Here is a 25271-nt window from a genome sequence, read left to right on the forward strand (position 1 = left end):
GGGCGGTGCAAGCGAAACCGCCCCTTCCGTTGCGAAGGTCGCTCCGGACCGGGCCGCCGCAGGCCGGCGCGCCGGGGGCGGCGTTTCAGACTTCCTCGATCCGGATGGCCACCGGCGAGGACTTGACGACGCCGGTCCGCTCCATCGCCGACAGCGCGCGATCCAGCGCGTCCCGGCCGGTGCGGTGCGTCACGATCAGGACCGGGGCGTGCTCGCCCTCGTGATCGTACTGGCGCATCCGGTTGATCGAGATCCCGGCCTCGCCAAGAACGGCGGCGATCTTGGCCAGCGCGCCCGGCTTGTCCTGCAGCGTCATGCGCAGGTAGTAGGCCGCGGGTGTTACCGATCTCGCGGGCGTGGCGGCGGCAAGGGTCGAGGCGGGCTGGCCGAAGACGGGCAGGCGTACCCCCCGGGCGATGTCGCAGATGTCCGCCAGGACGGCCGAGGCCGTCGGACCTTCGCCCGCGCCCGGTCCGCGCAGGACGATCTGCTCGACCGTGTCGCCTTCGAGAACGACCATGTTGGTGCCGCCTTCGAGTTGCCCGAGCGGCGAGGTCATGGGCACGAGGCAGGGCGCCATGCGCTGTTCCAGACCCCGCCCAGTCATCCGCGCGACGCCCAGCAGCTTGATCCGATAGCCCATGTCCCCGGCCGCCCGGATGTCCTCGATCGTCAGCCGGCCGATACCCTCAAGTTCCATCGCGTCGAAGGCGACCTGAGTGCCGAAGGCGGCGGAGGCCAGCAGCGCAAGCTTGTGACCGGCGTCTATGCCGCCCACGTCCAGTTCCGGGTCGGCCTCGAGAAACCCCAGCTGGTTGGCCTCTTCAAAGACGGCGTCGTAAGGCAGGCCGGCGCTTTCCATCCGGGTGAGGATATAATTGCAGGTGCCGTTCATCACCCCCATGACGCGGGTGATGGCATTGCCGGCCAGCCCCTCGATCAGGGACTTGACCACCGGGATCCCCCCGGCGACCGCGGCTTCGTAGCGGATCACCCGCCCGTTGCCCTCGGCGAGTTCGGCCAGCGCCTGACCGTGCACGGCCAGCATCGCCTTGTTCGCGGTCACGACATCCTTGCCGGCCTTGAGCGCGGCCTCGGTCGCGGCCTTGGCCGGCCCGTCCGAGCCGCCCATGAGTTCGACGAAGACATCCACGTCGTCGCGGGTGGCCAGGGTCACCGGGTCGTCTTCCCAGTCATACCCCGTCAGCGGCACGCCACGGTCCTTGTCGCGGGTCCGGGCCGAGACGGCGGAAATCACGATCTCCTTGCCGGTGCGGGCCGACAGAAGGGCCGCTTCGCGCCGGACGATGCGCACCACGCCGACCCCGACGGTGCCCAATCCGGCGATTCCCAGACGTATCCTGCCGCTCATCCCATGGTCTCCTGTTCGGGGTCGTCCCGGCGGCATTACCGCTTTCGCCGTGCCGGTGCAACGCGGTGGCGGTCCGGCAGAAGCCCCGGCCCGCCGAGGGCGAGCCACCGGGCACGGGGACGGTCGCCGTTCAGTCCCGCCTGAGCCGGTCGGCCCGGGCCCGGAGCGCGGCCCGGCGCGCGGCGAGCGCCGCCTCGTCCCCGGGCGCGATCCGCGGATCCTCGGTCTGCGCAACGAGCGCGCCGATCGGGGCCAGCCGGGGGTAGGGGCCCGTCTGCTCCTCGGCGGGCACCGCCCGGTCCAGCGCGGGGAACTGGGTGCAGGCGGTCAGCGTCAAGGCGGCGGCCAGGGCTGTGGTCTTGCGGAACATCCCGGCCTCCTTTCCGAACAGGCTTCCCGACATGAGCCGGACTGTGATCCATCCGGCGGGGCGGGGCAAGCGCACTTGATCTGAACGCTTGTTCAGTTACAACCGGTGCATGGCTCGTACCGCCGGTTCCCATTCCGCCGACACCGCCCCGCGCATTCGCGCGGCGGCACAACGCCTGTTCGCGCAGCACGGTTATGCCGCCGTCTCGATGCGGCAGATCGCGGCCGAGGTCGGGGTCCAGGTCGGTGCGCTCTACAATTACACCTCCGACAAGCAGAGCCTGCTGTTCGATCTGATGGTCGTCCATCTCGAGGATCTGCTGGACGCGCTGCCGGAACCGGATACCGCGGCGGGGCCGATGCAGGCGCTGGACGAGTTCGTCCGCTTTCACATCCGATTCCACGCCGCGCGGCCCGAAGAAGTCTTCATCGCTTATATGGAACTGCGCAACCTGAGCCCGGAAAACTTCGCCGCGGTGGAAAGCCTGCGCCGCCTGTACGAGGACCGGCTGACCGCGATCCTGGATGCCGGGCAGGCGCGGGGCGTGTTCCGGGTCGCCGACACCCGTGTCGCCACCATGGCCATCATCGCCATGCTGACCGGGGTGAACACGTGGTTCCGGGAAACGGGACGGCTGAGCCTGAGCGAGGTCGAGGCGATCTACGGCGACATGACCCGCCGTCTCGTGGCGGGGTGACCCTGTGACGCGGTGCCGCGCAACCTGGCTCCCGGACCGGAGTCGCGGTGATCTGCCCCCGACGTTCCTCTGAAGGGGACCCGCGGTTCCGATCCGAACGGCCTACGGCCAGCTTCGGCGAAAATGGGGCGGCGCACCCCCCCTCCAGCCGCACGGGTCCACGTTGTTTTCCGACGGATATTCGTCGTGACGACGGCAGCGCCCGACCCGAGGCAGACGCGAAAGCGCCGCCCCGGGGGCGGGGCGGCGCTGCCCGGCGTTCATTGTGCCGGGGACATCCTCGAGGACCGGAGCAGTTCACGCGCCGCGGTCTTCGACGCCCGCGAATGGGAAAGTCACCCCAGGCGGGCACGCGCGGCACATCGCCGGCGAAATCAGTGCGCGGGCCGGATGAAGGTGCCGTTGCGCAAATCCGTGAACGCCTGCTGCAACTCTTCGGCGGTGTTCATGACGATAGGACCGTGCCATGCGACGGGCTCCTGGATCGGCGCGCCCGAGATCAGCAGGAAGCGCACGCCCCGGTCACCGGCCTGCACCGTGATCGAGTCGCCGGTTCCGAAGCGGATCAGCGTCCGGTCGCCCGACATGTCGCGGATGTTGACCTCTTCGCCCCGGACCTCCTTTTCCAGAAGCACGCCCGTCGGCGCCGAGGCATCGGCAAAGGCGCCCGCCCCCTCGAAGACGTAGGCGAAGGCACGGCGATAGGTGTCGACCGGCAGCGTCTTGGTCACGCCCGGCGGGATCGACACGTCGAGGTACTGCGGGTCGGCGGCGATACCGTCGACCGGCCCGCGCCGGCCCCAGAATTCGCCGACCACCACCCGCACCACGGTGCCGTCGTCGTCGATGATCTCTGGGATCTCGGTCGACTTGACGTCCTGATAGCGCGGCGCCGTCATCTTGAGATCGCCCGGCAGGTTGGCCCAGAGCTGGAACCCGTGCATCTGGCCGTTGGCGTTGCCGGTCGGCATTTCCTGGTGAAGGATGCCCGATCCGGCCGTCATCCACTGCACGTCGCCCGCGCCGAGCGAGCCGGTGTTGCCGAGGCTGTCGGCATGATCGACGCTGCCCGAGAGTACGTAGGTGATGGTTTCGATGCCGCGGTGCGGATGCCAGGGAAACCCCTTCTGGTAATCCTCGGGACGTTCGTTGCGAAAGTCGTCGAAGAGCAGGAAGGGGTCGAGTTCGCTCGGCTTGTGAAAGCCGAAGGCGCGGTGAAGCTTGACGCCTGCGCCTTCCAGCGTGGCCTGGGCCTGACGGGTTTCGAGGGTCGGACGAATGGACATGGAACGTCTCCTTTCATCGTCGAAATAGGCGTCCGCGGTCGGCGCGCCAAGCCTCGGTCGGGTTCGCCAGTGCAGCCCGTCTGTGCGGTGACCAACAGAGCGGTTGCATCGGCAGGGCAATCTGCCTAACCCCGCCGGAAAGGAGAACGGACATGGGCGAGATCCTCGCAGAGCTTTCGGTGTCGCAGGGCCGCCGCATCTTTGGCGTCGGGGTGCTGTCGGTTCTGGGCCTTCTGCTGTTGCGCATGGCTTTGGCCGGGGCGGGGGGGAGCTGGCTGGACGCCCTCGTCCTGGCGATGGGGACCGCTGCCCTCGCCGCCGCCTGGGTCATGTATCGTGCGACGGAGCACAGCGTGCTGCTGACCGACCAGGGGCTTTACGACAGCGACGGCACACTGCTGGCGGGGATCGGAACGATCCTCTCGGTGGATCGCGGCACCTTTGCCTTCAAGCCCTCGAACGGCTTTCTCGTCCGGCTGGGCGACCGCCACCCGCGCCTGTGGCGGCCGGGGCTCTACTGGCGCCTGGGGCGGCGGATGGGGGTCGGCGGGATCACCCGTGCGGCCGAGGCCAAGATGATGGCCGACATCCTGTCGGTCCGTCTGGCCGAACGCGCGTCGGAAACCGGAACCGGTTAGGACGGCGTGCCGTCATCCCACTTCAGCTGATCGGCGAACCGCGGGTTCATGAAGACGAGCGATTTCATCTTGAAGTCGTCCATCCCGATCTTGAAGGGCAGCATGTAGTCGTTCCAGGTCTCGAGCAGGATGAATTCATCCCCGCTGGACACTTCGGGCAGCTGCGTGCGCATCTGGTTGACCGTGTTGTCGGTCAGCGCCGCGACGCTGCCGTTGCCGCGGCGCTTGGACCATTTTACCGTGTACTTGTCCGTGTCCTCGTCGAAGCTGAGGACCGAGACGCGCATCGCGGCGTTGTTCACGCGGGTCAGCTCGGTAAACAGCGTGTAAGAACTGTTGACGAAGGTGTCGTCGATCTTCTGGGTCTCGCGCGAATAGGCATCGGCGATGGTAAAGGCGGCCTTCTGGTTGACGCTCTTCATTCGCAGCATGTCGAAGAAGCTGAACATCGCGACATAGGTCCAGATCACCACCGGCAGCAGGATGATCGATTCCACCGCCACGGTTCCGCGCGTCTCGGCGAGGAAGGCGCGCAGGCGGGCGCGGAACAGGGCGGGGGCGGGGGGATGAAAACGTGTCATGTCGTCACGAGGGTTCGTTTACGAAGGCCGAGGTGGAGAAGAGGGCGATATCGCCGTTGCCGTCCTTGGCCACCTGCTTGCCAAGCCCGACGGTCGGGAAGATCGGCGCGATCTTGATGCAGGCGCGCAGGACCATCAGCTGGTTCGATCCGCCGTTGACGAACCGGCGCACCGGCTGAACCTCTTCCGACCGGTCGACGCAGTCGGCGTCGGAGGGCAGCGCGGTGTAGTCCCGAAGGTCGACGGGCTGCATCTCGAGCCGCAGGCCGGTCGAGCAGTCGGGCAGGAAGCCCGCGTAAGAACAGGTCGCCTCCTTGATCGAGGCATGTGTCGGGTTTTCCTCGAACCCCAGCCGGAGGTCGCGCACGGCCATGTCCAGCCCGCGCTCCAGCATCGTCTGCCGGAAGGTCATCAGCCCCATCTCGACCGACGACAGCATGAACATCGTGAACACCGGAAGCATGATCGCGAAGTCGGCGACCACGGCACCTGTCTCGTCTCCCAGCCAGTGGCGGATGCGGTTGCGAAGAGATGTCTTGCGGCGGATCACAGGGTGAGCCTCAGTTGCTTGAGTTGTTGGGCGATCGAGGAGAAGGCCTCGGAGATCTGGACGCCTTCGACGCGGTAGAAGTGCGAGGGCGAGGAGGCGCAGTCTTCCATTTCCTGGGCGGCGTCGTTGTTGATCTCGAAGCCGATGGAATAGATGATGATGCCGTTGGCCTTGGCGGCGTTGCAGATGTTCTGAAGCAGCGCGTTGCCGATCGCCGTGTCGTAGTAGGTGTCGAACAGGTGGTCCTCGACGCTGCCGTCCACGTCGTTGTCCCAGTCGTCCATGGCGTGCCGCGCCCAGTGGGCCCGCATGTCCGGCGTGTCGTAGGCGAATTCCTTGATGCGTTTCGTTTCGGTGTTCATGCCGTCGGTCATGACCACGATCACCTTGAGCGTGTTGCTGGTGAACGGGGCCGGCCGGTCGCGGAAGGCCTCGTCGACGATGGAGTTGTCGACCAGATCGTTGACCAGCGGGCGGAAGGCTTCGTCCAGCATCGCCGCGCCCCATTTGATCCCGATGTGGATCGACGTCCGCTCGCGCCCGGTGAGGCGATTGATCTGGGCCTCGAGGGCGGCGTTGTTCTGGCTGAAGGGCGTGACGGTCTCGTAGCTCTGCGTGGGGCAGGAGATGTAGTTGAAACGGGCGTCCACGTGGCTGAAGTGCTGGCCTTGGATATAGGCGTCTTCAGGGTCGATCGCCGTGGTCGAGAAATCGTCCGGCGTGAATTGCACGCAGTACGAATAGTCGTGCAGCTGCCGCACGTTCATCCGGCTGAAGATGTCCCAGCCGACGTTCACGTCGCCGGTGTAGGGAATGAGCGAGACCGAAACGCGATCGACCGAGTCGGGGGTCAGGACGGTATCCACGAATTCGTTCGCCGCCCTGTGCAGCCGCGACATGCGACGGTTGTCGTCCATCGACCCCGAGATATCGAGCACGAGCGACACCTCGGAATTGCCGTAGGCCTGTTCGGCGCGGCCGCGCGCCGGCACGTTGAAGCTTTCGTTCCCGAGATGCCTGATGAAGGGCGTCTTGACCTGCGCCGTCAGGTTGACCTCGACCGCGGTCGAAGTCTCTCCGCCGCCGACGAGGATGTCGTCGGCGCTGATGTAGGAGGCAAGCGCCGCCTTGTCGAAATAGTCCAGAACGACCTGCTTGGGATCGAGCGCGTTGTCCTTGTGCGCGGCGGCCAGCGTGGAGGCGTCGATCACCTGCTGAATGCGGGTCCGCTCCATTTCGGTACGCATCACGTCGACGCCGATTCCCGCGACCGTCATCATCGTGAGCAGCATGAACATGACGAGGGCCAGCATGACGCCGTCCTCGGCACGGGCGAAATCCACGACATGACGTCTGACCCGGTCACGAAGGACGTTCTTGGGCAGGATGAGTCTGGACGGTCCGGTCATCTGTATCCCTCTGTGCGCCTGATGGGGAGCCGCCGGTGTCGGTGGAATTGGGCCCCGCGATGCGCTTCTCGAGTGAAGTGTTAACGCTGGATTCTGGCCGAAATTTGTCCGGATTGGGGTTCGCAGATGGAAAGCGCCGTCAGCGGCAACAGCGCCGGCGCATCCAGGGAAATTGTTGATGCCCGTGATTGCGGTCGTGAAGGGCCCCCTGCGCGATGCGGCGTATCTTTTTTCTGCGTCGCGATGTTACCGTGCACCTGAAACAGGGAGGACGAGATGAATCAGTTGTCGCCGGCCCAGGAGCCGAGTTTCCGCGAGAGCGTCGACCTGATGTACAACCGGGCAGTGTCGCTGATGGACCTGCCGCCCGGGCTGGAAGAGAAGATCCGGGTGTGCAACGCCACCTATACCGTGCGCTTCGGCGTCCGGCTGCGCGGTCACATGCACACCTTCACCGGATACCGCTCGGTCCATTCCGAACACATGGAGCCGGTCAAGGGCGGCATCCGCTTCGCCACCGCCGTCGACCAGGACGAGGTCGAGGCGCTGGCCGCGCTGATGACTTTCAAATGCGCGCTGGTCGAGGCCCCCTTCGGCGGCTCGAAAGGCGGGCTCTGCATCGATCCCCGCGACTGGGAGGAGCACGAGTTGGAACAGATCACCCGCCGCTTCGCCTATGAGTTGATCAAGCGCGACATGATCAACCCGGCCCAGAACGTGCCCGCCCCCGACATGGGCACCGGGGAACGCGAGATGGCCTGGATCGCCGACCAGTACAAGCGGATGAACACCACCGACATCAACGGCAATGCCTGCGTGACCGGCAAGCCCGAGAATGCCGGCGGCATCAAGGGCCGCAAGGAAGCGACCGGGCGCGGCGTCCAGTACGCGCTGCGCGAATTCTTCCGCGACCCTCGCGACGTCGAACTGGCCAGGATGGAGGGATCGCTCGAGGGCAAGACCGTCATCGTCCAGGGTCTCGGAAACGTGGGTTACCACGCCGCGCATTTCCTGCAGACCGAGGACGGCTGCATCGTCAAGGCCATCATCGAGCGCGACGGCGCGCTGCTCGATCATCGCGGTCTGGACATCGCGCATGTCCACGAATGGATAACCCGTCACGGCGGCGTGAAGGGCTATCCCGACGCCCGCCATTTCGAGGACGGCGCGGCGCTGCTGGAGGAGGAATGCGATATCCTGATTCCGGCCGCTCTCGAAGGCGTGATCAACTTGTCCAACGCCGAACGGATACAGGCCAAGCTGATCATCGAGGCGGCGAACGGCCCCGTCACCGCCGGCGCCGACCAGATCCTGAACGAGAAGGGCACGGTCGTCATTCCGGACCTCTACGCCAACGCGGGCGGGGTGACGGTGTCCTATTTCGAGTGGGTGAAGAACCTCAGCCACATCCGGTTCGGCCGCATGCAGAGGCGCCAGGAAGAGGCCCGTCACGAACTGATCGTGAGCGAACTCGAGCGCCTCGATCGCTACCTCGGCAACGCCTGGTCGATCAGCCCCGACTTCAAGGCCAAGTACCTGCGCGGCGCGGACGAACTGGAGCTGGTCCGTTCGGGACTGGACGACACCATGCGCGAGGCGTTCCAGTCCATGCGCGAGGTGCTCCACGAGCGTGAGGATGTCCACGACTACAGGACCGCGGGCTACATCGTCGCCATCGAACGCGTCGCCGGGAGCTACCGCGCCAAGGGGCTTTAGGACAGTCGTCCCCGCGGTCCGCCCGGGGTGCCGTCCGCAAGGCGCTCCGGGGACGAGCGCGATCGCCGAAGGCCGCCCATGCGGTCTCGCGGGCACCCGGGGGCCATCTCGACCGAGCGACCAAATTTCCGGCAACGGTCACTAAGGACGGCGCAGGTCGTCGCTTGCCGTTGCAATCGGGAAGATCCGCTGCTTACCTCCGGCCGTTGGCGGAGAGAGCGATGCGGTTCGGTGCATTACGAATACTGAAAGAGGGCCTGACGGGGAACAGGGGATGGGGCCCGCACTGGCGCGACCCCGAGCCGAAGCCCGCCTATGACATCGTCATCATCGGCGGCGGAGGCCACGGCCTGGCCACGGCCTTCTACCTCGCCAGAGAGCACGGGCTGACGAATGTGGCCGTGCTGGAAAAAGGCTACATCGGCGGCGGCAACGTGGGGCGGAACACCACCATCGTGCGCGCCAACTATTTCCTGCCGGGCAATTCCGAGTTCTATTCCCATTCGCTCAAGCTATGGGAGCGGATGGAATCCGACCTGAACTACAACGTGATGCATTCTCAGCGCGGGATCATCAACCTCTTCCATTCCGACGGCCAGCGCGACGCCATCGTCCGGCGCGGCAATGCGATGATCAACCAGGGCGACGACGCGATCCTGCTCGACCGCGAGGCGCTGCGCAAGAAACTACCCTACCTGAATTTCGACAGCGGCCGCTTTCCGATCCACGGGGGCCTGTACCATCCGCGCGGCGGCACCGCGCGCCACGACGCCGTCGCCTGGGGGTTCGCCCGCGGCGCCTCGGACCGGGGGGTGGACATCATCCAGAACTGCGAGGTCACCGGGATCGACACCGAGGCCGGGCGCGTCACCGGCGTGCAGACGACTCGCGGTGCGATCCGCGCCCGCAAGGTGGCCATCGTCACCGCCGGCCGGTCCGGGCAGGTCGCCTCGCTCGCCGGTCTGCGCCTGCCGATCGAGAGCCACGTCCTGCAGGCCTTCGTGACCGAGGGGCTGAAGCCGGTGATCGACAATGTCGTGACCTTCGGCATGGGGCATTTCTACATCAGCCAGTCCGACAAGGGCGGGCTGGTATTCGGTGGCGACCTGGATTTCTATCCCAGCTACGCGCAGCGCGGCAACCTGCCCACGGTCGAACATGTCATGGAGGCGGGGATGACCCTGATGCCGATGATCGGCCGGGCCAGGGTACTGCGGTCCTGGGGCGGGATCATGGACATGACGCCCGACGGATCGCCGATCATCGACAAGGCGCCGGTCGAGGGGCTCTACCTCGATTGCGGCTGGTGCTACGGCGGGTTCAAGGCCGTGCCGGGCTCGGGCTTTGCGCTGGCCCATCTGCTGGCCACCGACCGCCCGCACGACAGCGCGGCGGGCTTCCGGCTGGACCGGTTCGAGACCGGGCGCGGGCTGATGGACGAGGAAGGCAAGGGGGCGCAGCATAACCTGCACTGAGCCCTGCGTGGCGGTGTCGGAATGCCTCCGGCGGGAGTATTTTGGGCAAGATGAAGATCAGGGCGATATGAGACTGACCTGTCCCCATTGCGGAGAGCGCGATCTGCGCGAATTCACCTACGGCGGCGCGGCCCTGACCCGACCCGAGGGCGACTGGAGCCCGATCTGGGACGAGTATGTCCACCTGCGCGAAAACCCGGCGGGCCGGTCGCGCGAGTTCTGGCAGCACGGTGCCGGTTGTTCCGCCTGGCTGGTGGTCGAACGGGACACGGTGACCCACGACATCCACGCCGTGACGGAGGCCGGGGCATGAGGCTGGGGCAGGGAGGTCTGGTCGACCGCGACCGGCATCTGGGTTTCCGCTTCGACGGCCACGCCTACGAGGGGCTGGAGGGCGACACGCTTGCCTCGGCCCTTCTCGCCAACGGCATCCGGCTGGTCGGCCGGTCCTTCAAGTATCACCGTCCGCGCGGCATCCTGACGGCGGGCAGCGAAGAGCCGAACGCGCTGGTCACGCTGGGCCGCGGCGCGGCGCAGGAGCCGAACGCCCGGGCGACGACGGTGGAGCTGCGACAGGGTCTCGAGGCGCGGCCCCAGAACGCCTGGCCCTCGCTCGGGGTCGATGCGCTCGCGGTCAACGACCTGCTGTCGCCCTTCCTCTCCGCCGGGTTCTACTACAAGACCTTCATGGGCCCGCACCGCATCTGGGAAAGGGTCTTCGAACCCGCGATCCGCCGCGCCGCCGGGCTGGGGCGTCTGTCGCAAGAGGTCGCGGACCTGCAATTCGAAAAAGCCTTCGCCTTCTGCGATCTTCTCGTCATCGGCGCGGGGCCGGCCGGTCTGATGGCCGCCCTGACCGCCGGAGAGGCCGGGGCCGACGTGATTCTGGCGGACGAGGATTTCCTGCCGGGCGGGCGGCTCAATGCAGAACGGGAAGAGGTCGGGGGGCGGTCCGGCGCGGGCTGGGCCGCCGAGGCCGTGACCCGGCTGGAGGCCATGCCGAACGTCCGGATCATGAGCCGGACCGCTGTGACGGGGGTCTACGATCAGGGCACTTACGGCGCCTTGCAGAAACATCCCGCGGCGGCCGGGCGACCCGAGGAGACCTTCTGGCGGATCGTCGCCCGGCGCGCCGTGCTTGCCGCCGGCGCGATCGAACGTCCCGTGGCGCTGGCCAACAACGACCGGCCGGGCGTGATGCTGGCGGGGGCGGTGCGCAGCTATCTCAACCGCTACGCCGTCGCGCCGGGGCGGCGGGCGGTGGTCTTCGGCGCGTCGGACGAGGCGCGCCGCACCGCCGCCGACCTGCGGCGTGCCGGGGTGCATGTCGCGGCTCTGGTCGATGCCCGCGAACGGGCGGAGACCTCCGACTTCGCCACCTATGCCGGCGCGACGGTCGAGAGGGTCCTGGGCCGCGAGGTCGAGGGGGTGGCGATCCGGCTGGGCAACGGGCGCGAGGAAAGGGTGCAGGCCGACCTGCTCGCCATGTCCGGGGGCTGGAACCCGAACGTGCACCTGAGCTGCCATCTGAACGGCCGCCCCGTCTGGGACGAGTCCCTGTCGGCCTTCCTGCCCGCCCCGGGCGCGGTGCCGGGGCTGATCCCCGCCGGATCCTGCAACGGGGCGGTGACGACCGCGGCCTGTCTGGCGGCCGGCCGGGAGGCTGCGGCACGGGCGCTGGAGGACCTCGGCCTGAAGGCGACTGCGCCCGATCTGCCCGAGGCCGAGGACCGGGACCCGCAGGCGCGCCCGATCTGGGTGGTTCCCGGCAAGGGCCGCAAATGGGTCGACTTCCAGAACGACGTGACGACCAAGGACATCGAACTTGCCGCGCGGGAGAACTTTCGCTCGGTCGAGCACATGAAGCGCTATACCACGCAGGGCATGGCCACCGACCAGGGCAAGACCGGCGGCGTCACCGCGCTGTCCATCCTGGCCGATGCGACCGGTCGGAGCATTCCCGAGACCGGCACCACGACCTACCGCCCGCCCTATGCGCCGATCCAGATCGCCGCCCTGGGGGCCGGCGGCGAGGGCAGGGGCTTTGCTGCGGAACGGTTCACCGCCGCGCATCCCGTTCACCTCGCCATGGGCGCGCCGATGGTCGAGGCCGGGCTGTGGTTCCGCCCCTCCTATTATCCGAGGACGGGTGAGAAGACCTGGCGGCAGGCCTGCGACCGCGAGGCGCTGATGGTGCGCGAGACGGTCGGGGTCTGCGACGTTTCCACCCTTGGCAAGATCGACGTACAGGGCCCGGACGCGGCGGCCTTTCTCGATTTCGTCTACTCCAACACGATGTCCACGCTGAAACAGGGCAAGGTCCGCTACGGCCTGATGCTGCGCGAGGACGGGCATATCATGGACGACGGCACCTGCGCGCGGATCGGCCCCGACCACTATCTCGTCAGCACCACCACCGCGGCGGCGGGCGAGGTGATGCGCCACATGGAATTCGCCGCGCAGGTGCTGCGCCCCGAGCTTGACGTGCATCTGGTCTCGGTGACCGAACAATGGGCCCAGACCGCCATCGCCGGTCCGGAGTCGCGCGATCTGCTGAACGAGGTGCTGGACAGCCCCCTCGACCCCGGGACCTGGCCGTTCATGGCCTGCGGCGCGGTCACGGTCGGCGGAGTTCCGGCCCGGCTCTTCCGGATCAGCTTTTCCGGCGAACACGCCTACGAGATCGCGGTGCCCGCCCGCTATGGCGAGAGCCTGTTCCGCCAGCTTGTCGCCCGGGCCGAGGCGCGCGGCGGCGGCGCCTACGGGATGGAGGCGCTGAACGTCCTGCGGATCGAGAAGGGGCTTCTCACCCATGCCGAACTGGACGGCCGCACCACTGCCTTCGATCTGAACCTGTCGGGCATGATGTCGAAGAAGAAGGATTTTGTCGGGCGCGCCGCCGCCGGACGCGCCGGGCTGCTCGCGGACGACCGGCCGCGCCTCGTCGGCATCCGACCGGTCGGCGCGGTCCGACAGCTGACCGCCGGGGCCTTTCTCTTCGATCCGGAGACCGAGTCGACGCGGGAGAATGCGCAAGGTACCGTCAGCTCCGTCGCCTTCTCCCCGACACTGGGCCATTTCATCGGCCTCGCGCTGCTGAAGGAAGGGCCGGAGCGGCACGGGGAAACCGTCCGCATGGTGGACCATCTGCGCCGGGTCTCGACCCTCTGCGAGGTCTGCGATCCGGCCTTCTTCGATCCGGCCGGAGGACGCGCCCGTGACTGATTTCCGTCTTGCTTCCGTGCCCCCCGCGACCGGCCCGCTGCCGGTGACGCGGGGCGCGATGACCCTGTCGCTGGCCGATCCGGGGCCGCTCTGGAGCGTGGCGCCGCACCGGGGCGAGGCGGCCGCCGTCTCTCGCGCGCTGCAAGAGGCCATCGGCGTTTCCCTGCCCGGGCCCGGGCGCCGGCACGCCGCCGGCGGCGCGTCGGTGCAGTGGTTCGGGCGGAACCTCTGGCTCGTGGCGGGCGTGGCGCCGCCGGACCTGCCCGGCGCGGCCGTCACCGACCAGGGCGACGGCTGGGTCACGTTCGACCTCGCCGGCCCGGAGGGGGCCGATGTCATGGCCCGCCTGATCCCGGTCGACACGCGGCCGGCGGCCATGCCCGATCAGGCGGCGATCCGGACCGAGCTGCACGGCATGATGGTCGCCGTGGCGCGAACGGCACCCGATACGCTGCGGATCATGGGCTTCCGGTCCATGGCCTCGACGCTGACGCGCACGATCACCGAGGCCATGGAACGGGTCGCCGCCATCTGATTGTCGAGTGCGCTCAGGTCCTTGCCCGGCCGGCGCCGCCAGCTGCCCCGTCGGGCTCCATCGACGCTGGACAGCCCCCGCCGGCGGCCCGATAATCGGTGCATGAGTCTCCCTCCCGGTTTCCTCGATGAACTGCGCAATCGCGTCAGCCTGTCTCAGGTTGTCGGGAAGAAGGTCATGTGGGACATGCGCAAGTCCAACCAGGCCAAGGGCGACTGGTGGGCGCCCTGTCCCTTCCATCAGGAGAAATCCGCCTCGTTCCACGTGGATGACCGAAAGGGGTTCTATTACTGTTTCGGCTGCCACGCCAAGGGCGACGCGATCTCCTTTCTGAAGGACTCCGAGAACATGGGCTTCATGGAGGCGGTCGAGGCGCTGGCGCAGGAGGCGGGGATGCAGATGCCCGCGCGCGATCCGCGCGCCGCCGCCAAGGCCGAAAAGCGCGCCGAGCTTGCCGATGTGATGGAGGCGGCGGTCCGGCACTACCGCATGATGCTCAATTCGGGCGCGGCCGCCGAGGCCCGGGCCTATCTCGAGCGTCGGGGCCTCTCGCCCGAGACGCAGGAGCGGTTCGAGATAGGCTTTGCGCCCGAGGGCTGGCAGGGGCTCTGGACCCAGTTGCGCAACAGGGACATTCCCGAGGACCTGATCCTGCGCGCCGGTCTGGTCAAGACCTCGGACCGCGGCGGAAAACCCTATGACGTCTTCCGCAACCGGATCATGTTTCCGATCCGGGACGCGCGCGGCCGGTGCATCGCCTTCGGCGGCCGGGCGATGGATCCGGACGACAAGGCCAAGTACCTGAATTCGCCCGAGACCGAGCTTTTCGACAAGGGCCGGTCGCTCTACAACCACGGCCCCGCGCGCGAGGCGGCGGGCAAGGGCCGACCGCTGATCGTGGCCGAGGGCTACATGGATGTCATCGCACTGTCGGCGGCCGGCTTCGAGGGGGCGGTGGCCCCGCTCGGCACGGCGGTGACCGAGAGCCAGCTGGCGATGCTCTGGGCGATCAGCCCCGAACCGGTTGTCGCGCTCGACGGGGACACGGCCGGGTTGCGGGCGGCGATGCGGCTGATGCATGTCGCGCTGCCGCTGATGGAGGCGGGCAAGTCCCTGCGCTTCGCGCTCCTGCCCGAGGGCAAGGATCCCGACGACCTGATCAAGGCCGAGGGCGCCAAGGCGATGCAGGCGGTTCTCGACAGGGCGTTTCCGCTGGTCGACCTGCTCTGGCGCGAGGCGACCGAGGGTAAGTCCTTCGACAGCCCCGAACGCCGGGCCGCCCTCGATCGCGACCTGCGCGAGAAGATCAGGAAGATCCCCGACGTCTCGCTGCGCCGCCACTACGGTGACGCGATCAAGGAGATGCGGTATCAGCTGTTCCGTCCGCAGCGACAGGGCAGCTGGACCCCCCGGCGGAAATCCCAGCCGATCCGCCCCACGACGAAGGCGTCCTTCCTGACCTCGGCCGGGCCGATGGCGGAACACCAGCTGCGCGAGTCGGTGATCGTCGCCACGATCATCGCCACCCCTGCCGCCGTGTCGGGCTTCGAGGGGCCGCTCGAACTGATGGACTGCGCCGATCCCGACCTCGGCCGCATGCGCGACATCGTCCTGACGCACGGATCGGACGGGCCGGACGCGGTGAACGAGGCGATTTCGCGTGAACTGGGCGGCGAGGCCCTTGATCGCCTGATGTCGCATCCCCATGTCGCGATCTGCCCGACGCTGCGGAAGGCCGGCAACGTGGAACTCGCCCAGATGACGCTGGCCGAGGAACTTGCCAAGCTCAAGGCGCGCCGCGGGCTGGCGGACGAGATCGCGGAGGCCGAAGAGGAACTCTCGGGCGCCGCGGACGAAGCCGTCACCTATCGCCTCAGCCATGCCGCCGAGGCGGCCAACCGGGCGGCCCGGCCGGGCAACAAGGACAAGGGCGACTTCGACCTCGGAGAGAACGGTGCGCGAATCAGTCGGGACGAAAAGGGAGCCTTCGAAGCCCTGCTCGAGACGATTCGCTTTGAGAAGCGCCGAAAGTGAACGATTTGGGTAACGGATCCCTAAAGAATCAACGTTAACCGGGTGTGCGTGGAACCGAATCGCGCTATTGATTCGGTCCAAGCGAATCACGCCCGACCCGCTGCCGCAGAACGCTGGCGCGAGAGACAGGAGCAGAGCATGGCCCCCAAGGACACCGACGAAGACCAGCGTCAGGATGATGAGCAGGAACAGGACGTCTCGCTCGACCTCAGCCAGGCCCAGATCAAGAAGATGATCGCCGAAGCCCGCGAAAGGGGCTTCATCACCTACGATCAGCTGAACCAGGTGCTGCCGCAGGATCAGGTCTCGTCGGAACAGATCGAGGACGTGATGTCGATGCTGTCCGAGATGGGCATCAACATCATCGAGGACGAAGAGGCCGAGGAGGAGGAGAGCAAGTCCACCGCCGTGGTCGAGACCACCTCGAACCGCGAAGTCGCGCTCGGCTCGGGCAGCCAGGAAAAGCTCGACCGCACGGACGACCCCGTGCGCATGTACCTGCGCGAGATGGGTTCGGTCGAACTGCTCTCGCGCGAGGGCGAGATCGCCATCGCCAAGCGGATCGAGGCCGGCCGGAACACCATGATCGCCGGGCTCTGCGAAAGCCCGCTGACCTTCCAGGCCATCACCATCTGGCGCGACGAACTCCTCTCCGAGGACATTCTGCTGCGCGACGTCATCGATCTGGAAACCACCTTCGGCGACCAGATGGAGGGCGACGAGGACGCGCCGGTCGTCGATCCGGCCCAGGCGGCCCCCGCCGCCCCGGCCGCCAAGCCGCAGGAAGAGCAGCCGGAATACGACGCCGACGGCAACCCGATCGCCAAGGACGAAGACGAGGACGAGGACGAGCAGGCCAACATGTCCCTCGCGGCCATGGAGACGGCGCTCAAGCCCCGGGTCCTCGAGACACTCGACACGATCGCCCGCGACTTTGCCGTCCTGTCCGAGATTCAGGACAACCGCATCTCGGCCACCCTCAACGAGGACGACAGTTTCAACGCCAGCGACGAGGCCGAGTACCAGAAGTTGCGCGCCGAGATCGTCGAACTCGTCAACGGTCTGCACTTGCACAACAACCGTATCGAGGCGCTGATCGACCAGCTCTACGGCATCAACCGCCGGATCATGCAGATCGACAGCGCCATGGTGAAGCTGGCCGATCAGGCCCGTATCAACCGCCGCGAGTTCATCGAGGAATACCGCGGTCACGAGCTCGATCCCAACTGGATGGAGCGGATGTCGGAAAAATCCGGCCGCGGCTGGCAGATGTTCATCGACCGCTTCTCGGACAAGGTCGAGGACCTGCGCTCCGACATGGCCCAGGTCGGCCAGTACGTGGGCCTCGACATCAGCGAATTCCGCCGCATCGTGAACCAGGTTCAGAAGGGCGAGAAAGAGGCGCGTCAGGCCAAGAAGGAAATGGTCGAGGCCAACCTGCGCCTCGTGATCTCGATCGCCAAGAAATACACCAACCGCGGGCTGCAGTTTCTTGATCTCATCCAGGAAGGCAACATCGGCCTGATGAAGGCCGTCGACAAGTTCGAATATCGCCGCGGCTACAAGTTCTCGACCTATGCGACGTGGTGGATCCGGCAGGCCATCACCCGGTCCATCGCGGATCAGGCCCGCACGATCCGGATCCCGGTCCACATGATCGAGACGATCAACAAGCTGGTCCGCACGGGCCGTCAGATGCTGCACGAGATCGGCCGCGAACCCACGCCCGAGGAACTGGCCGAAAAGCTGCAGATGCCGCTCGAGAAGGTGCGCAAGGTGATGAAGATCGCCAAGGAGCCGATCTCTCTCGAAACGCCCATCGGCGACGAGGAAGACAGCCAGCTCGGCGACTTCATCGAGGACAAGAACGCGATCCTGCCGCTCGACAGCGCCATTCAGGAGAACCTGAAGGAAACGACCACCCGCGTCCTCGCCTCGCTCACCCCGCGCGAGGAACGGGTCCTGCGAATGCGCTTCGGCATCGGCATGAACACCGACCACACGCTGGAAGAGGTCGGCCAGCAGTTCAGCGTCACCCGCGAACGGATCCGTCAGATCGAAGCCAAGGCGCTGCGCAAGCTCAAGCATCCGAGCCGGAGCCGCAAGCTCCGCAGCTTCCTGGACCAGTGACGAGAGGGCGCCTTCGGGCGCCCTTTTTCGACAAAGCGCACACTGGCCCCGCACCAGCCGGTTCCGGCAGGCCGCCAAAGGCCTGGGGCCGAAGAGGCCGAAAATCCTTCAGCGCCGGCGGCGTCGGGTCAACTGGTTTGCCTAACTGGCAGAAAGTTACGGATTGCCGGCCCCAGGCTGCCTTTCGATGCAACCGGATCGCCCTTTCGACCGTTAACGCGGCGAGGGAGATCACGATCATGACACTCATGCGTTCGGCCATTGCCGCCATCACGCTCGTTCTTTCCGGTGCCTCGGTGCTTGCACAGGCCGACCCGCCGGAGGTCAAGTCCGACTGGAATGTCGTTCCGACAGACGCCATCCGGATCGAAGTCACCGCCGGCAACGCCGATACCTGCGCACGCGAGGTGATCCGCGCCTTCAACCTCCCGCCTTCCAGCCTCGTCTACACGCCGGAATGTGCGATCGTCGCACCTCGGCATGCCTATGACGCCGCCTTGAACAGTTTCGAGGACTGATCGGCTTGTCTGCGCGTGCTGCCCCGGGATAACCTCACGCCGGGCAGGGAGGCGCACGTGGCGATCACCGGATTCACAATTTCCACGGAAGGCCCCGGCCTGTACGAGTTCACCGGGAAGGTTCGGGCCTGGACGGAGGGCCGTGGCGACGGTCTGCTCACGCTCTTCATCCGGCATACCTCTGCCAGTCTCCTGATCATGGAGAATGCCGATCCCGAGGTGCAGACCGACCTCACCGCCTATTTCCACCGGCTCGTGCCGCCGACCACGGATCCGGCCATGTCCTACCTGACCCATACCCATGAAGGGCCCGACGATATGCCCGCCCATATCAAGGCGGGCATGATGCCGGTGAGCTTGTCGATTCCGGTACAGGGCGGTCGTCCGCTTCTGGGGACGTGGCAGGGCATATTTGTTGCGGAACATCGCGCCGCGCCACATCGTCGCGAAATTGCAGCACATTTCGCTGGCTGAATTCTGCCCTACCCAAACCCTTGGGGCTGCCATATAGTGGCTGTGGAGATCCGGGGCGCTGCCCCATGAGGCTGCTGGGACTAGGGGACTGAAAACAAGATGCGTTGCCCGTTTTGCGGAAATATCGACACTCAGGTCAAGGATTCGCGGCCCGCAGAGGATCACGTCTCGATTCGGCGCCGGCGTTTCTGCCCGGCTTGCGGCGGCCGCTTCACGACCTATGAGCGGGTCCAGCTGCGCGACCTCGTCGTCATCAAGTCGAACGGACGGCGCGAGGATTTCGACCGCGACAAGCTTGAGCGGTCGATCCGGATTTCCATGCAGAAGCGTCCAGTCGACCCCGAGCGTATCGACCAGATGATCTCGGGCATCGTGCGCCGGCTTGAAAGCATGGGCGAGACGGATATTCCCTCGAAGGTCATCGGCGAGATCGTGATGGAGGCCCTGGCCCGGATCGACACCGTCGCCTACGTCCGTTTTGCCAGCGTCTACAAGAACTTCCAGGCCGCGGACGATTTCGACAAGTTCGTCAGCGAACTGCGCCCCGAATCCGCCTCTGAAGAATAGACCATGGGCGCGGCCGCAGACCGCCGCTTCCTGTCGCTGGCCTTGGCCCTGGGGCGCCGGGGTCTGGGGCGGACCTGGCCGAATCCGTCCGTCGGCTGCGTCATCGTCCGTGACGGGCGGATCGTCGGCCGCGGCTGGACCGCGCCGGGCGGCCGCCCCCATGCCGAACCGCAGGCCCTGGCGCAGGCCGGAGAGGCGGCACGGGGCGCCACCGCCTATGTCTCGCTCGAACCCTGCGCGCATCACGGCAAGACCCCGCCCTGCACCGAAGCGCTGATCGCGGCCGGCATCGCCCGGGTGGTCGCCCCGCTTGCGGACACCGATCCGCGCGTGGCGGGGCAGGGGTTCGAGCGTCTGCGCTGGGCGGGCATCGAGGTCTCCACCGGCCTCTTGGGCGAAGAGGCGGCGCGGGATCACGCGGGCTTTTTCCTGCGCAACGAACTGGGGCGGCCGCTCGTGACGCTGAAACTGGCGAGCAGTTTCGACGGCCGCATCGCCACCGCCACCGGCGACAGCAGATGGATCACCGGCGCCGAAGCGCGCCGCGCGGTGCACGCGATGCGGATGCGCCACGATGCGGTGATGGTCGGGGCCGGCACGGCGCGGGCGGACGACCCCTCGCTCACCGTGCGCGACATGGGCGCGACGCGTCAGCCGGTTCGCATCGTGGTGTCACGCCGGCTCGACCTGCCGCTGATGAGCCGGCTGGCCCGCACCGCGAAGGAGGTTCCGGTCTGGCTGTGCCACGGTCCGGATGCCGACCCGGCGCTGCACCGCACCTGGGCGGATCTGGGTGCCCGGCTCTTCGCCTGTGACGTCGCCGGCGGGCATCTCGATCCTCGCTCGGTGCTTGGGGCCCTGGGCGAGGCGGGGCTGACGCGGGTCTTCTGCGAAGGTGGCGGAGCGCTCGCCGCATCGCTGCTCAATGCCGACCTCGTGGACACGCTGATCGGCATGACGGCCGGCGTCGCCATCGGCGCCGAAGGGCAGCCGGCGCTCGGCGCGCTCGGCCTGGCGCGGCTGGCCGAGGCGCCGCGTTTCGACCTGGCCGAGGCGCGGCCGCTCGGCGGCGACGTCATGCATGTCTGGGAACGCTCCAGGACCTGATCAGCGCCAGGTCCAGCGCAGGCCGGCGGCCAGCCCCTGCGCCTTGGAGAGCAGCCGCAGCGCCGGACCGCCCCGCGACACATTCCCCTCGGCCAGGCGCCGGACCGCCGTTTCCACGGCGCAGGGCTGGCGCGTCACCGGGTCGAAATAGCGCGGATAGTCGATCAGCGCCGCGTGGACGAGACCGGCCAGCGTAGGCCGCGCCTGCCGCCGCAGGGGCACCCGCCCCAGATCGCGGGTCAGGCCCCAGCCCGAATAGAAGGGGGTTCCGGTCACCGTCACCGCCTTGCCGCGGATGAGTGCCTCGAACCCCAAGAGCGAGGTCATGGTCCAGACCTCGTCCACCTCGGCGATGACGGCGGCCGCGTCGGTACCGGGCAGCACCATGTCCGCCCAGTCCCGGGCCCGGTCGACCGCCCCGACGCGCAGCCCGGCCTCGACATCCGGATGCGGCTTGTACAGCAGCACGGCCTCGGGGTTGGCCTCGCGCACGTGACGAAGCAGGGCGAGGTTCGTGGCAATGTCGCCCGCGCCGCGCAGGACCGAGGCGTCATCCTCGACCTGGCCCGGCACGAGGATGCGGCGCCCCTCGGGCAGGGCGGGCAGGTCACCGCCCAGCGTGTACTTGGTCAGCCCCAGCCGGATCAGGTCGTCGATCAGCCGTTCCGCCCGGAGGCGCTGATCGGGGCGCAGATCGGCCCGGGCGGCGATCCACCGCTCCAGCCGGCTCTCGCGGGTCGGGTCGTAGTAGATGCCCAGATCGTCGAGGGCGAGCGACAGGGGCGGCACCAGCGCGGCGCCCAGCCCGCGCGACCGCAGGAAACCGTCCTCGACGCGCACGGCGACATCGCCCTCCTCGGCCTTCCCGGCCCAGACCATCCGGCGCCGGGGCGGGTCCGCCGGCGTTTCGGAAAAGTCGACGCGCCCCTCGCTGCCGAAGATCTGCTGCATCACGCCGCGCTTCCACAGCCGCATCCCCGCCGCCTGCCAGCCAGAGCGGTCCTCGCGCCGTGCCCGCACCCGCGCCTCGAACCAGCCGAGCGCGTCCTCGAAGCTGCACAGACGGTCTTCGCAGGGATGATACCATGTCGGGTAGAGCAGCATGGCGCAGGCGAAAAGCTGCGCCGCGGTCAGCCGCCGCCCCCGCCGCGCTGCGGGCAGCGGCACCGGGTGCCGGTCATCGGTCAGGTCCCACCCCGCGTAGAAGGGCTGGCCGAACACCACCGGGCGATGCCCCATCAGGATCGCCTCGAACCCCATCTGGGACGAGACGGCGTAGACCGCGACCGCCCCTTCGAGCAGCCGCCAGGGATCGACCGGGTCGGTCGCAAGGCTGATGCGGCCGCCCGCGTCCTCCGGGCCGAAATACCCCGCACGGTGCCCCGCGCGCGTCTCGGGATGCGTCCTGATGACGATACGGGCCGCCGGATTGTCCTCCTGCGCCCAGTAGAGCATTTCGCGGAACGTGTTGGCATCGGCGCCGCCATGGGTCACCGAGGCATCGCCCTGCGTCTGGTCGATCACCAGCACGTATCCCGGGGCGGGCGGCTCGATCTCGGGATCGTCGTCGTTGTACTTCGAGATCCGCGCCTCGCGCAGCCGCGCGATCCCGCCGCGTGCCCGGTCCATCAGCACCGTGTCGTCCAGGGGGTGCGTCTTGAGCAGCGTCTCGAGGTCGGAGGGGCGGGAGGCATCGAAATGCATCCCAGCATGGTCGATGACGAGGCCGAGCGGCGGCTCGCCCTCCCGTCCGGGACGGATCGAGCGCAGGAAGGCATCCTCGACCCGAACGAGGGGCGCGCCCGTCGCCTGGGCCACCGCCTCGCCGCGCCCGGCATAGGGCGAGTGCCCCCAGACCACGACCCCGTCCCCCTCGGCCGGGGGGCCGAGACGCAGGTCGTAACCGGCCAGCGACAGGATACGCCGCACCCTCTGCTGCCTGAGGAACCCGGCATTGAAATAGCGTAGCCGCCGAACCCCGGGCCCGGCGGCATCCTCGGCATCGGACCCGAAGGTCACGCCATCACCCGCCCGTGGCGGTGGAGACGGTGTTGACAGAGGCCAGCGTGCCGGTCAGCGCCGAGATCGCCTTGTCCCATTGGGTGAACGGGGCTTCGGTCACATAGATCGTGTCCCCGTCGCGGATCGAGAAATCGCGCGCATGGAACATGCCGTTCGGCTGCGTCAGGTCCAGCACATAGACCATGCGCTGCGCCCCGATCAGGTCGTTGCGCGCCAGCACCTGGTTGGCGATTTCCGCCGGCTCGTTCCGCAGGACGAAGACGCCCGTCGGATCGGCCGCATTCGACAGCAGCCCGCCGACCTGCGCGATGGCCTCCAGGCCCGACAGGGTCTGCGTCTCGAAGGGAACGAGGCTCTGCGACCCGGTTGCGCCGAGCGCGGTGAACTTGCGGGTGTCGGCCTCGACCAGGATCTTGTCTCCGGCCCGCAGCGCGATGTCGAGTTCGGGGTTCTTGTAGAGGTCCTGGAACCAGATCGTGCCGGTCTGTCCGCCACGGATCACGCTGATGCGCGCGATCTCGGGGTTGATCGTGACGCCGCCCGCCCGCGCGATCATCGCGGCGAGGGTCCGGGTCGGGCGTTCGATCGCAAAGACGCCCTGACCGCCGATCGCCCCCACCAGCGATACGGTCGACCCGTCGCCCGCCAGCCGGCGCACCTGCACCTGCGGGTCGGGGGTCTGCTCTTCCAACTGGTTGGTGATGATGCGGCGCACCGCCTCGGGCGTGTTGCCCGCCGCCCGGATGCGCCCGGCATAGGGCACGAAGATGAAGCCTGCGCCATCGACCTGGACCTCTTCCAGCAGGGTGGCGTTCGCGCCCTCTTCGGCCAGCAGCCCGTCGTCGACATTTTCCCAGATCGTCAGGCCGAGCGTATCTCCGGGGCGGATCGTGTCCGACCCGAGGGTCGCGGCATTGATGAAGCCGGGCGAGAAGCCGAGGGCCGGGGCGACGGCCGTCGCGCGGGTCACGCGGTCGTTGACCGAGACGATGAAGGCATCGCCCTCGCGCTGGACGGAGCCGGCGAAGATCTCGCGCTTGTTGGGTCCTGTTCGGGGCAGCACGTCGCAGGCCGCCACCGACGTGATGGCAGCCACGAATGCAAGGGGCCGCGCCCACCTGGCCATGGGGGAAGTCACTGCTCGGTCTCCTCGACCTGTTTTCTGCCTCGGTCTTTTTCGCCAAGGTAACGGAATCTTGTTGATAACGCTAGTCCCGAGGGTCGCGCGCCCCTAGCGCACCACGCGCAACTGTTGCCGCGGAGTCGCGGTGCCGGATTTCAGCGCGTCGTAGGGATCCTCGGGGGCGAGCATCATGTCGACCACCTGCCGCAGCAGCTGGCGCCGCGCGCGGGACGAATAGAACCCTCCCGCCACCTGGCTGGTTTCCAGCAGATAGCGCCGGTAATCCCGATAGGCCTTGCGGTCCGGGCGCGCGGGCGTCGCGAAGAATTCGGGCAGGGGCTGGGTCGAGACGAATTCGGGCTTGGCATAGACAGCGCTGCCGAAGGTCTTGAGCGGGATGCCCCGGAAAAGCACCTGCTGGGCCGCCGTGGAATTCACCGTCACCGCCGTCCGCGCATCGGCCAGCAGCTGCGCCAGCTTGCCCCCGCGCACGAAATGTACCCGGTCCGTCACCCCGGCATCGCGGGCGAGACGCCGGATCTCGCGGCGGACGGGCACGCGGCCGTCCTCCAGCGGATGCGCCTTGAAGACCAGGTGATGGTGCCGCGGCGCGCCCTCGGCAAAGCCGCGGATCACCAGGTCGAGAAAGTCGGTCATCGTCGCGAAGGGGCTGTGCGCCTGGAACGAGGCATCGTGTTCCAGCTGCAGCAGGGCCAGGTGATAGGGGAACCCGCCGTGCCGGATGCGCAGGGTCGCGAACCACCGTTCCAGCCCGTGCGCCGGCATCAGCAGCAGCCGCTTGAGGTACAGCCGGAATTCCCGGGTGACGCTCAGCGACCGGTGCGGTTCGAAATGCCGGTAGGCGCGGTTCAGGAACATCACGAACCAGTGGTAGAGCGCGCCGTAGAAGACGTGCTGCCGCGTGTCGCCCCATCGCGCCGGGGGCAGGGCGGTGTCCAGATCGGACTGCTCCAGCGCCTTGCGCATCTCGCCGACCGTCATCTCCATCAGCCGGGAATGGCCGTTCGCCCCCTCGCGTTCGTAGGTCACCCAGTAGGGGCGGATGTACCCCTCTTCGAAGACGTGCACCGCAAGCCCCATCTCGCGAGCCTGCCGGATCGCCTCGGCGTGTATGTCGCGGACATCGCCATAGAGCACGATATCGGTGACATTCTTCTCGCGGACCAGCTCCGCGAACCTCCGGCCCCAGGCCCCGGGCCTGTCGTGAAAGGGGATATAGCTGTCCGGGTGAAACCAGAACGCACGGTCTCCGGCATTGAAGCCCACGCGCCAGACCTCGGCACCGGCCAGCCGCAGCATCCGGCCGAGCCGGTGAAAGAACGGCCCGTGCGGCCCCTGAAGGAACAGGAAGACCCGGTTTTTCGCCATGTCCGCTGGCATCTGTCGCTGCCGCCCCTCGCTTGCCCCGGCGCTCCGCGATG

22 protein-coding genes are annotated in these 25271 nt (G+C 67.6%); 13 read left to right on the forward strand and 9 right to left on the reverse strand.

From position 1 onward, the window contains the following. Positions 1 to 85 precede the first annotated feature (85 nt). Positions 86 to 1372 carry a homoserine dehydrogenase gene (locus OB2597_RS05030; protein ID WP_009804440.1) on the reverse strand — a complete coding sequence of 429 codons (1287 nt, stop codon included), beginning with the start codon at positions 1370 to 1372 and terminating at the stop codon, positions 86 to 88. Positions 1373 to 1502: 130 nt separating this feature from the next. Continuing rightward, positions 1503 to 1742 carry a hypothetical protein gene (locus tag OB2597_RS05035; protein WP_009804441.1) on the reverse strand — a complete coding sequence of 80 codons (240 nt, stop codon included), beginning with the start codon at positions 1740 to 1742 and terminating at the stop codon, positions 1503 to 1505. 109 nt (positions 1743 to 1851) lie between these two features. On the opposite strand from OB2597_RS05035, the gene OB2597_RS05040 reads away from it, so the two are divergent. Further along, positions 1852 to 2439, forward strand: a complete 588-nt coding sequence (locus OB2597_RS05040; RefSeq protein ID WP_009804442.1) for a TetR/AcrR family transcriptional regulator — start codon at positions 1852 to 1854, stop codon at positions 2437 to 2439. Between the two features lie 374 nt (positions 2440 to 2813). Here OB2597_RS05040 and OB2597_RS05045 read toward each other — a convergent pair whose 3' ends face one another. After that, the gene (locus OB2597_RS05045; protein WP_009804443.1) at positions 2814 to 3725 is read right to left on the reverse strand and encodes a pirin family protein; all 912 of its coding nucleotides are present in this window, start codon (positions 3723 to 3725) and stop codon (positions 2814 to 2816) included. A gap of 152 nt (positions 3726 to 3877) precedes the next feature. Between OB2597_RS05045 and OB2597_RS05050 the strand changes: the two genes are divergently transcribed. Beyond that, positions 3878 to 4363 carry a hypothetical protein gene (locus OB2597_RS05050; protein WP_009804444.1) on the forward strand — a complete coding sequence of 162 codons (486 nt, stop codon included), beginning with the start codon at positions 3878 to 3880 and terminating at the stop codon, positions 4361 to 4363. Here OB2597_RS05050 and OB2597_RS05055 read toward each other — a convergent pair. Genes OB2597_RS05055 through OB2597_RS05065 form a run of 3 tightly spaced genes read right to left on the reverse strand, consistent with a single transcriptional unit; the run spans position 4360 to position 6903 of the window. Beyond that, the gene (locus OB2597_RS05055) at positions 4360 to 4944 is read right to left on the reverse strand and encodes a TadE/TadG family type IV pilus assembly protein (RefSeq protein ID WP_009804445.1); all 585 of its coding nucleotides are present in this window, start codon (positions 4942 to 4944) and stop codon (positions 4360 to 4362) included. The genes OB2597_RS05050 and OB2597_RS05055 overlap by 4 nt on opposite strands. A 4-nt stretch (positions 4945 to 4948) precedes the next feature. Next, positions 4949 to 5494 carry a TadE/TadG family type IV pilus assembly protein gene (locus OB2597_RS05060; protein ID WP_009804446.1) on the reverse strand — a complete coding sequence of 182 codons (546 nt, stop codon included), beginning with the start codon at positions 5492 to 5494 and terminating at the stop codon, positions 4949 to 4951. Then, positions 5491 to 6903, reverse strand: a complete 1413-nt coding sequence (locus tag OB2597_RS05065) for a TadE/TadG family type IV pilus assembly protein (RefSeq protein WP_009804447.1) — start codon at positions 6901 to 6903, stop codon at positions 5491 to 5493. The genes OB2597_RS05060 and OB2597_RS05065 overlap by 4 nt, the downstream gene beginning before the upstream one ends. Before the next feature lie 276 nt (positions 6904 to 7179). Between OB2597_RS05065 and OB2597_RS05070 the strand changes: the two genes are divergently transcribed. The 11 genes from OB2597_RS05070 (at position 7180) to ribD (ending at position 20684) form a co-directional block, all read left to right on the forward strand. Continuing rightward, positions 7180 to 8619, forward strand: a complete 1440-nt coding sequence (locus OB2597_RS05070) for a Glu/Leu/Phe/Val family dehydrogenase (protein ID WP_009804448.1) — start codon at positions 7180 to 7182, stop codon at positions 8617 to 8619. Positions 8620 to 8840: 221 nt separating this feature from the next. Then, positions 8841 to 10094 carry a sarcosine oxidase subunit beta family protein gene (locus tag OB2597_RS05075; RefSeq protein ID WP_009804449.1) on the forward strand — a complete coding sequence of 418 codons (1254 nt, stop codon included), beginning with the start codon at positions 8841 to 8843 and terminating at the stop codon, positions 10092 to 10094. A 67-nt stretch (positions 10095 to 10161) separates the two neighbouring features. Beyond that, entirely contained in the window at positions 10162 to 10407 is a 246-nt protein-coding gene (locus OB2597_RS05080; protein ID WP_009804450.1) for a sarcosine oxidase subunit delta, read from the forward strand. Next, on the forward strand, positions 10404 to 13319 hold the full coding sequence (locus OB2597_RS05085) for a sarcosine oxidase subunit alpha family protein (protein WP_009804451.1): 2916 nt from the start codon (positions 10404 to 10406) through the stop codon (positions 13317 to 13319). Before OB2597_RS05080 ends, OB2597_RS05085 begins: the two co-directional genes overlap by 4 nt. Beyond that, positions 13312 to 13854, forward strand: coding sequence for a sarcosine oxidase subunit gamma (locus tag OB2597_RS05090; RefSeq protein WP_009804452.1), 543 nt, complete (start codon positions 13312 to 13314; stop codon positions 13852 to 13854). The genes OB2597_RS05085 and OB2597_RS05090 overlap by 8 nt, the downstream gene beginning before the upstream one ends. A 102-nt stretch (positions 13855 to 13956) precedes the next feature. Next, positions 13957 to 15888 carry a DNA primase gene (dnaG, locus tag OB2597_RS05095; protein ID WP_040609126.1) on the forward strand — a complete coding sequence of 644 codons (1932 nt, stop codon included), beginning with the start codon at positions 13957 to 13959 and terminating at the stop codon, positions 15886 to 15888. Between the two features lie 138 nt (positions 15889 to 16026). After that, a complete protein-coding gene (gene rpoD / locus OB2597_RS05100; protein WP_009804454.1) occupies positions 16027 to 18018 on the forward strand; it encodes an RNA polymerase sigma factor RpoD in 1992 nt (663 codons plus the stop codon). A 239-nt stretch (positions 18019 to 18257) separates the two neighbouring features. After that, positions 18258 to 18536 (forward strand): hypothetical protein, encoded by a 279-nt coding sequence (locus OB2597_RS05105; RefSeq protein WP_009804455.1) that lies wholly within the window; start codon positions 18258 to 18260, stop codon positions 18534 to 18536. A gap of 57 nt (positions 18537 to 18593) precedes the next feature. Further along, positions 18594 to 19010, forward strand: a complete 417-nt coding sequence (locus tag OB2597_RS05110; RefSeq protein ID WP_009804456.1) for a secondary thiamine-phosphate synthase enzyme YjbQ — start codon at positions 18594 to 18596, stop codon at positions 19008 to 19010. A 99-nt stretch (positions 19011 to 19109) separates the two neighbouring features. Beyond that, a complete protein-coding gene (nrdR, locus tag OB2597_RS05115) occupies positions 19110 to 19577 on the forward strand; it encodes a transcriptional regulator NrdR (protein WP_009804457.1) in 468 nt (155 codons plus the stop codon). Between the two features lie 3 nt (positions 19578 to 19580). After that, positions 19581 to 20684, forward strand: coding sequence for a bifunctional diaminohydroxyphosphoribosylaminopyrimidine deaminase/5-amino-6-(5-phosphoribosylamino)uracil reductase RibD (gene ribD / locus OB2597_RS05120; protein ID WP_009804458.1), 1104 nt, complete (start codon positions 19581 to 19583; stop codon positions 20682 to 20684). On the opposite strand, the gene OB2597_RS05125 is transcribed toward ribD, so the two are convergent. From OB2597_RS05125 to OB2597_RS05135, 3 genes are all read right to left on the reverse strand, one after another. Next, complete coding sequence (locus OB2597_RS05125) at positions 20685 to 22703, reverse strand: capsular polysaccharide biosynthesis protein (RefSeq protein ID WP_009804459.1); 2019 nt, start codon at positions 22701 to 22703, stop codon at positions 20685 to 20687. 4 nt (positions 22704 to 22707) lie between these two features. Next, entirely contained in the window at positions 22708 to 23832 is a 1125-nt protein-coding gene (locus tag OB2597_RS05130) for a polysaccharide biosynthesis/export family protein (protein WP_009804460.1), read from the reverse strand. 105 nt (positions 23833 to 23937) lie between these two features. Further along, the gene (locus tag OB2597_RS05135; RefSeq protein WP_040609130.1) at positions 23938 to 25230 is read right to left on the reverse strand and encodes a capsule biosynthesis protein; all 1293 of its coding nucleotides are present in this window, start codon (positions 25228 to 25230) and stop codon (positions 23938 to 23940) included. Positions 25231 to 25271 lie beyond the last annotated feature (41 nt).

This window comes from Pseudooceanicola batsensis HTCC2597 (assembly GCF_000152725.1).
GTDB classification, from domain to species: domain Bacteria; phylum Pseudomonadota; class Alphaproteobacteria; order Rhodobacterales; family Rhodobacteraceae; genus Pseudooceanicola; species Pseudooceanicola batsensis.

Coding starts and splice junctions, on each gene's coding strand:
- OB2597_RS05030 (WP_009804440.1), bottom strand. CDS start 1,372: ATGAGCGGCAGGATACGTCTGGGAATCGCCGGATTGGGCACCGTCGGG.
- OB2597_RS05035 (WP_009804441.1), bottom strand. CDS start 1,742: ATGTTCCGCAAGACCACAGCCCTGGCCGCCGCCTTGACGCTGACCGCC.
- OB2597_RS05040 (WP_009804442.1), top strand. CDS start 1,852: ATGGCTCGTACCGCCGGTTCCCATTCCGCCGACACCGCCCCGCGCATT.
- OB2597_RS05045 (WP_009804443.1), bottom strand. CDS start 3,725: ATGTCCATTCGTCCGACCCTCGAAACCCGTCAGGCCCAGGCCACGCTG.
- OB2597_RS05050 (WP_009804444.1), top strand. CDS start 3,878: ATGGGCGAGATCCTCGCAGAGCTTTCGGTGTCGCAGGGCCGCCGCATC.
- OB2597_RS05055 (WP_009804445.1), bottom strand. CDS start 4,944: ATGACACGTTTTCATCCCCCCGCCCCCGCCCTGTTCCGCGCCCGCCTG.
- OB2597_RS05065 (WP_009804447.1), bottom strand. CDS start 6,903: ATGACCGGACCGTCCAGACTCATCCTGCCCAAGAACGTCCTTCGTGAC.
- OB2597_RS05070 (WP_009804448.1), top strand. CDS start 7,180: ATGAATCAGTTGTCGCCGGCCCAGGAGCCGAGTTTCCGCGAGAGCGTC.
- OB2597_RS05075 (WP_009804449.1), top strand. CDS start 8,841: ATGCGGTTCGGTGCATTACGAATACTGAAAGAGGGCCTGACGGGGAAC.
- OB2597_RS05080 (WP_009804450.1), top strand. CDS start 10,162: ATGAGACTGACCTGTCCCCATTGCGGAGAGCGCGATCTGCGCGAATTC.
- OB2597_RS05085 (WP_009804451.1), top strand. CDS start 10,404: ATGAGGCTGGGGCAGGGAGGTCTGGTCGACCGCGACCGGCATCTGGGT.
- dnaG (WP_040609126.1), top strand. CDS start 13,957: ATGAGTCTCCCTCCCGGTTTCCTCGATGAACTGCGCAATCGCGTCAGC.
- rpoD (WP_009804454.1), top strand. CDS start 16,027: ATGGCCCCCAAGGACACCGACGAAGACCAGCGTCAGGATGATGAGCAG.
- OB2597_RS05105 (WP_009804455.1), top strand. CDS start 18,258: ATGACACTCATGCGTTCGGCCATTGCCGCCATCACGCTCGTTCTTTCC.
- nrdR (WP_009804457.1), top strand. CDS start 19,110: ATGCGTTGCCCGTTTTGCGGAAATATCGACACTCAGGTCAAGGATTCG.
- ribD (WP_009804458.1), top strand. CDS start 19,581: ATGGGCGCGGCCGCAGACCGCCGCTTCCTGTCGCTGGCCTTGGCCCTG.
- OB2597_RS05130 (WP_009804460.1), bottom strand. CDS start 23,832: ATGGCCAGGTGGGCGCGGCCCCTTGCATTCGTGGCTGCCATCACGTCG.
- OB2597_RS05135 (WP_040609130.1), bottom strand. CDS start 25,230: ATGCCAGCGGACATGGCGAAAAACCGGGTCTTCCTGTTCCTTCAGGGG.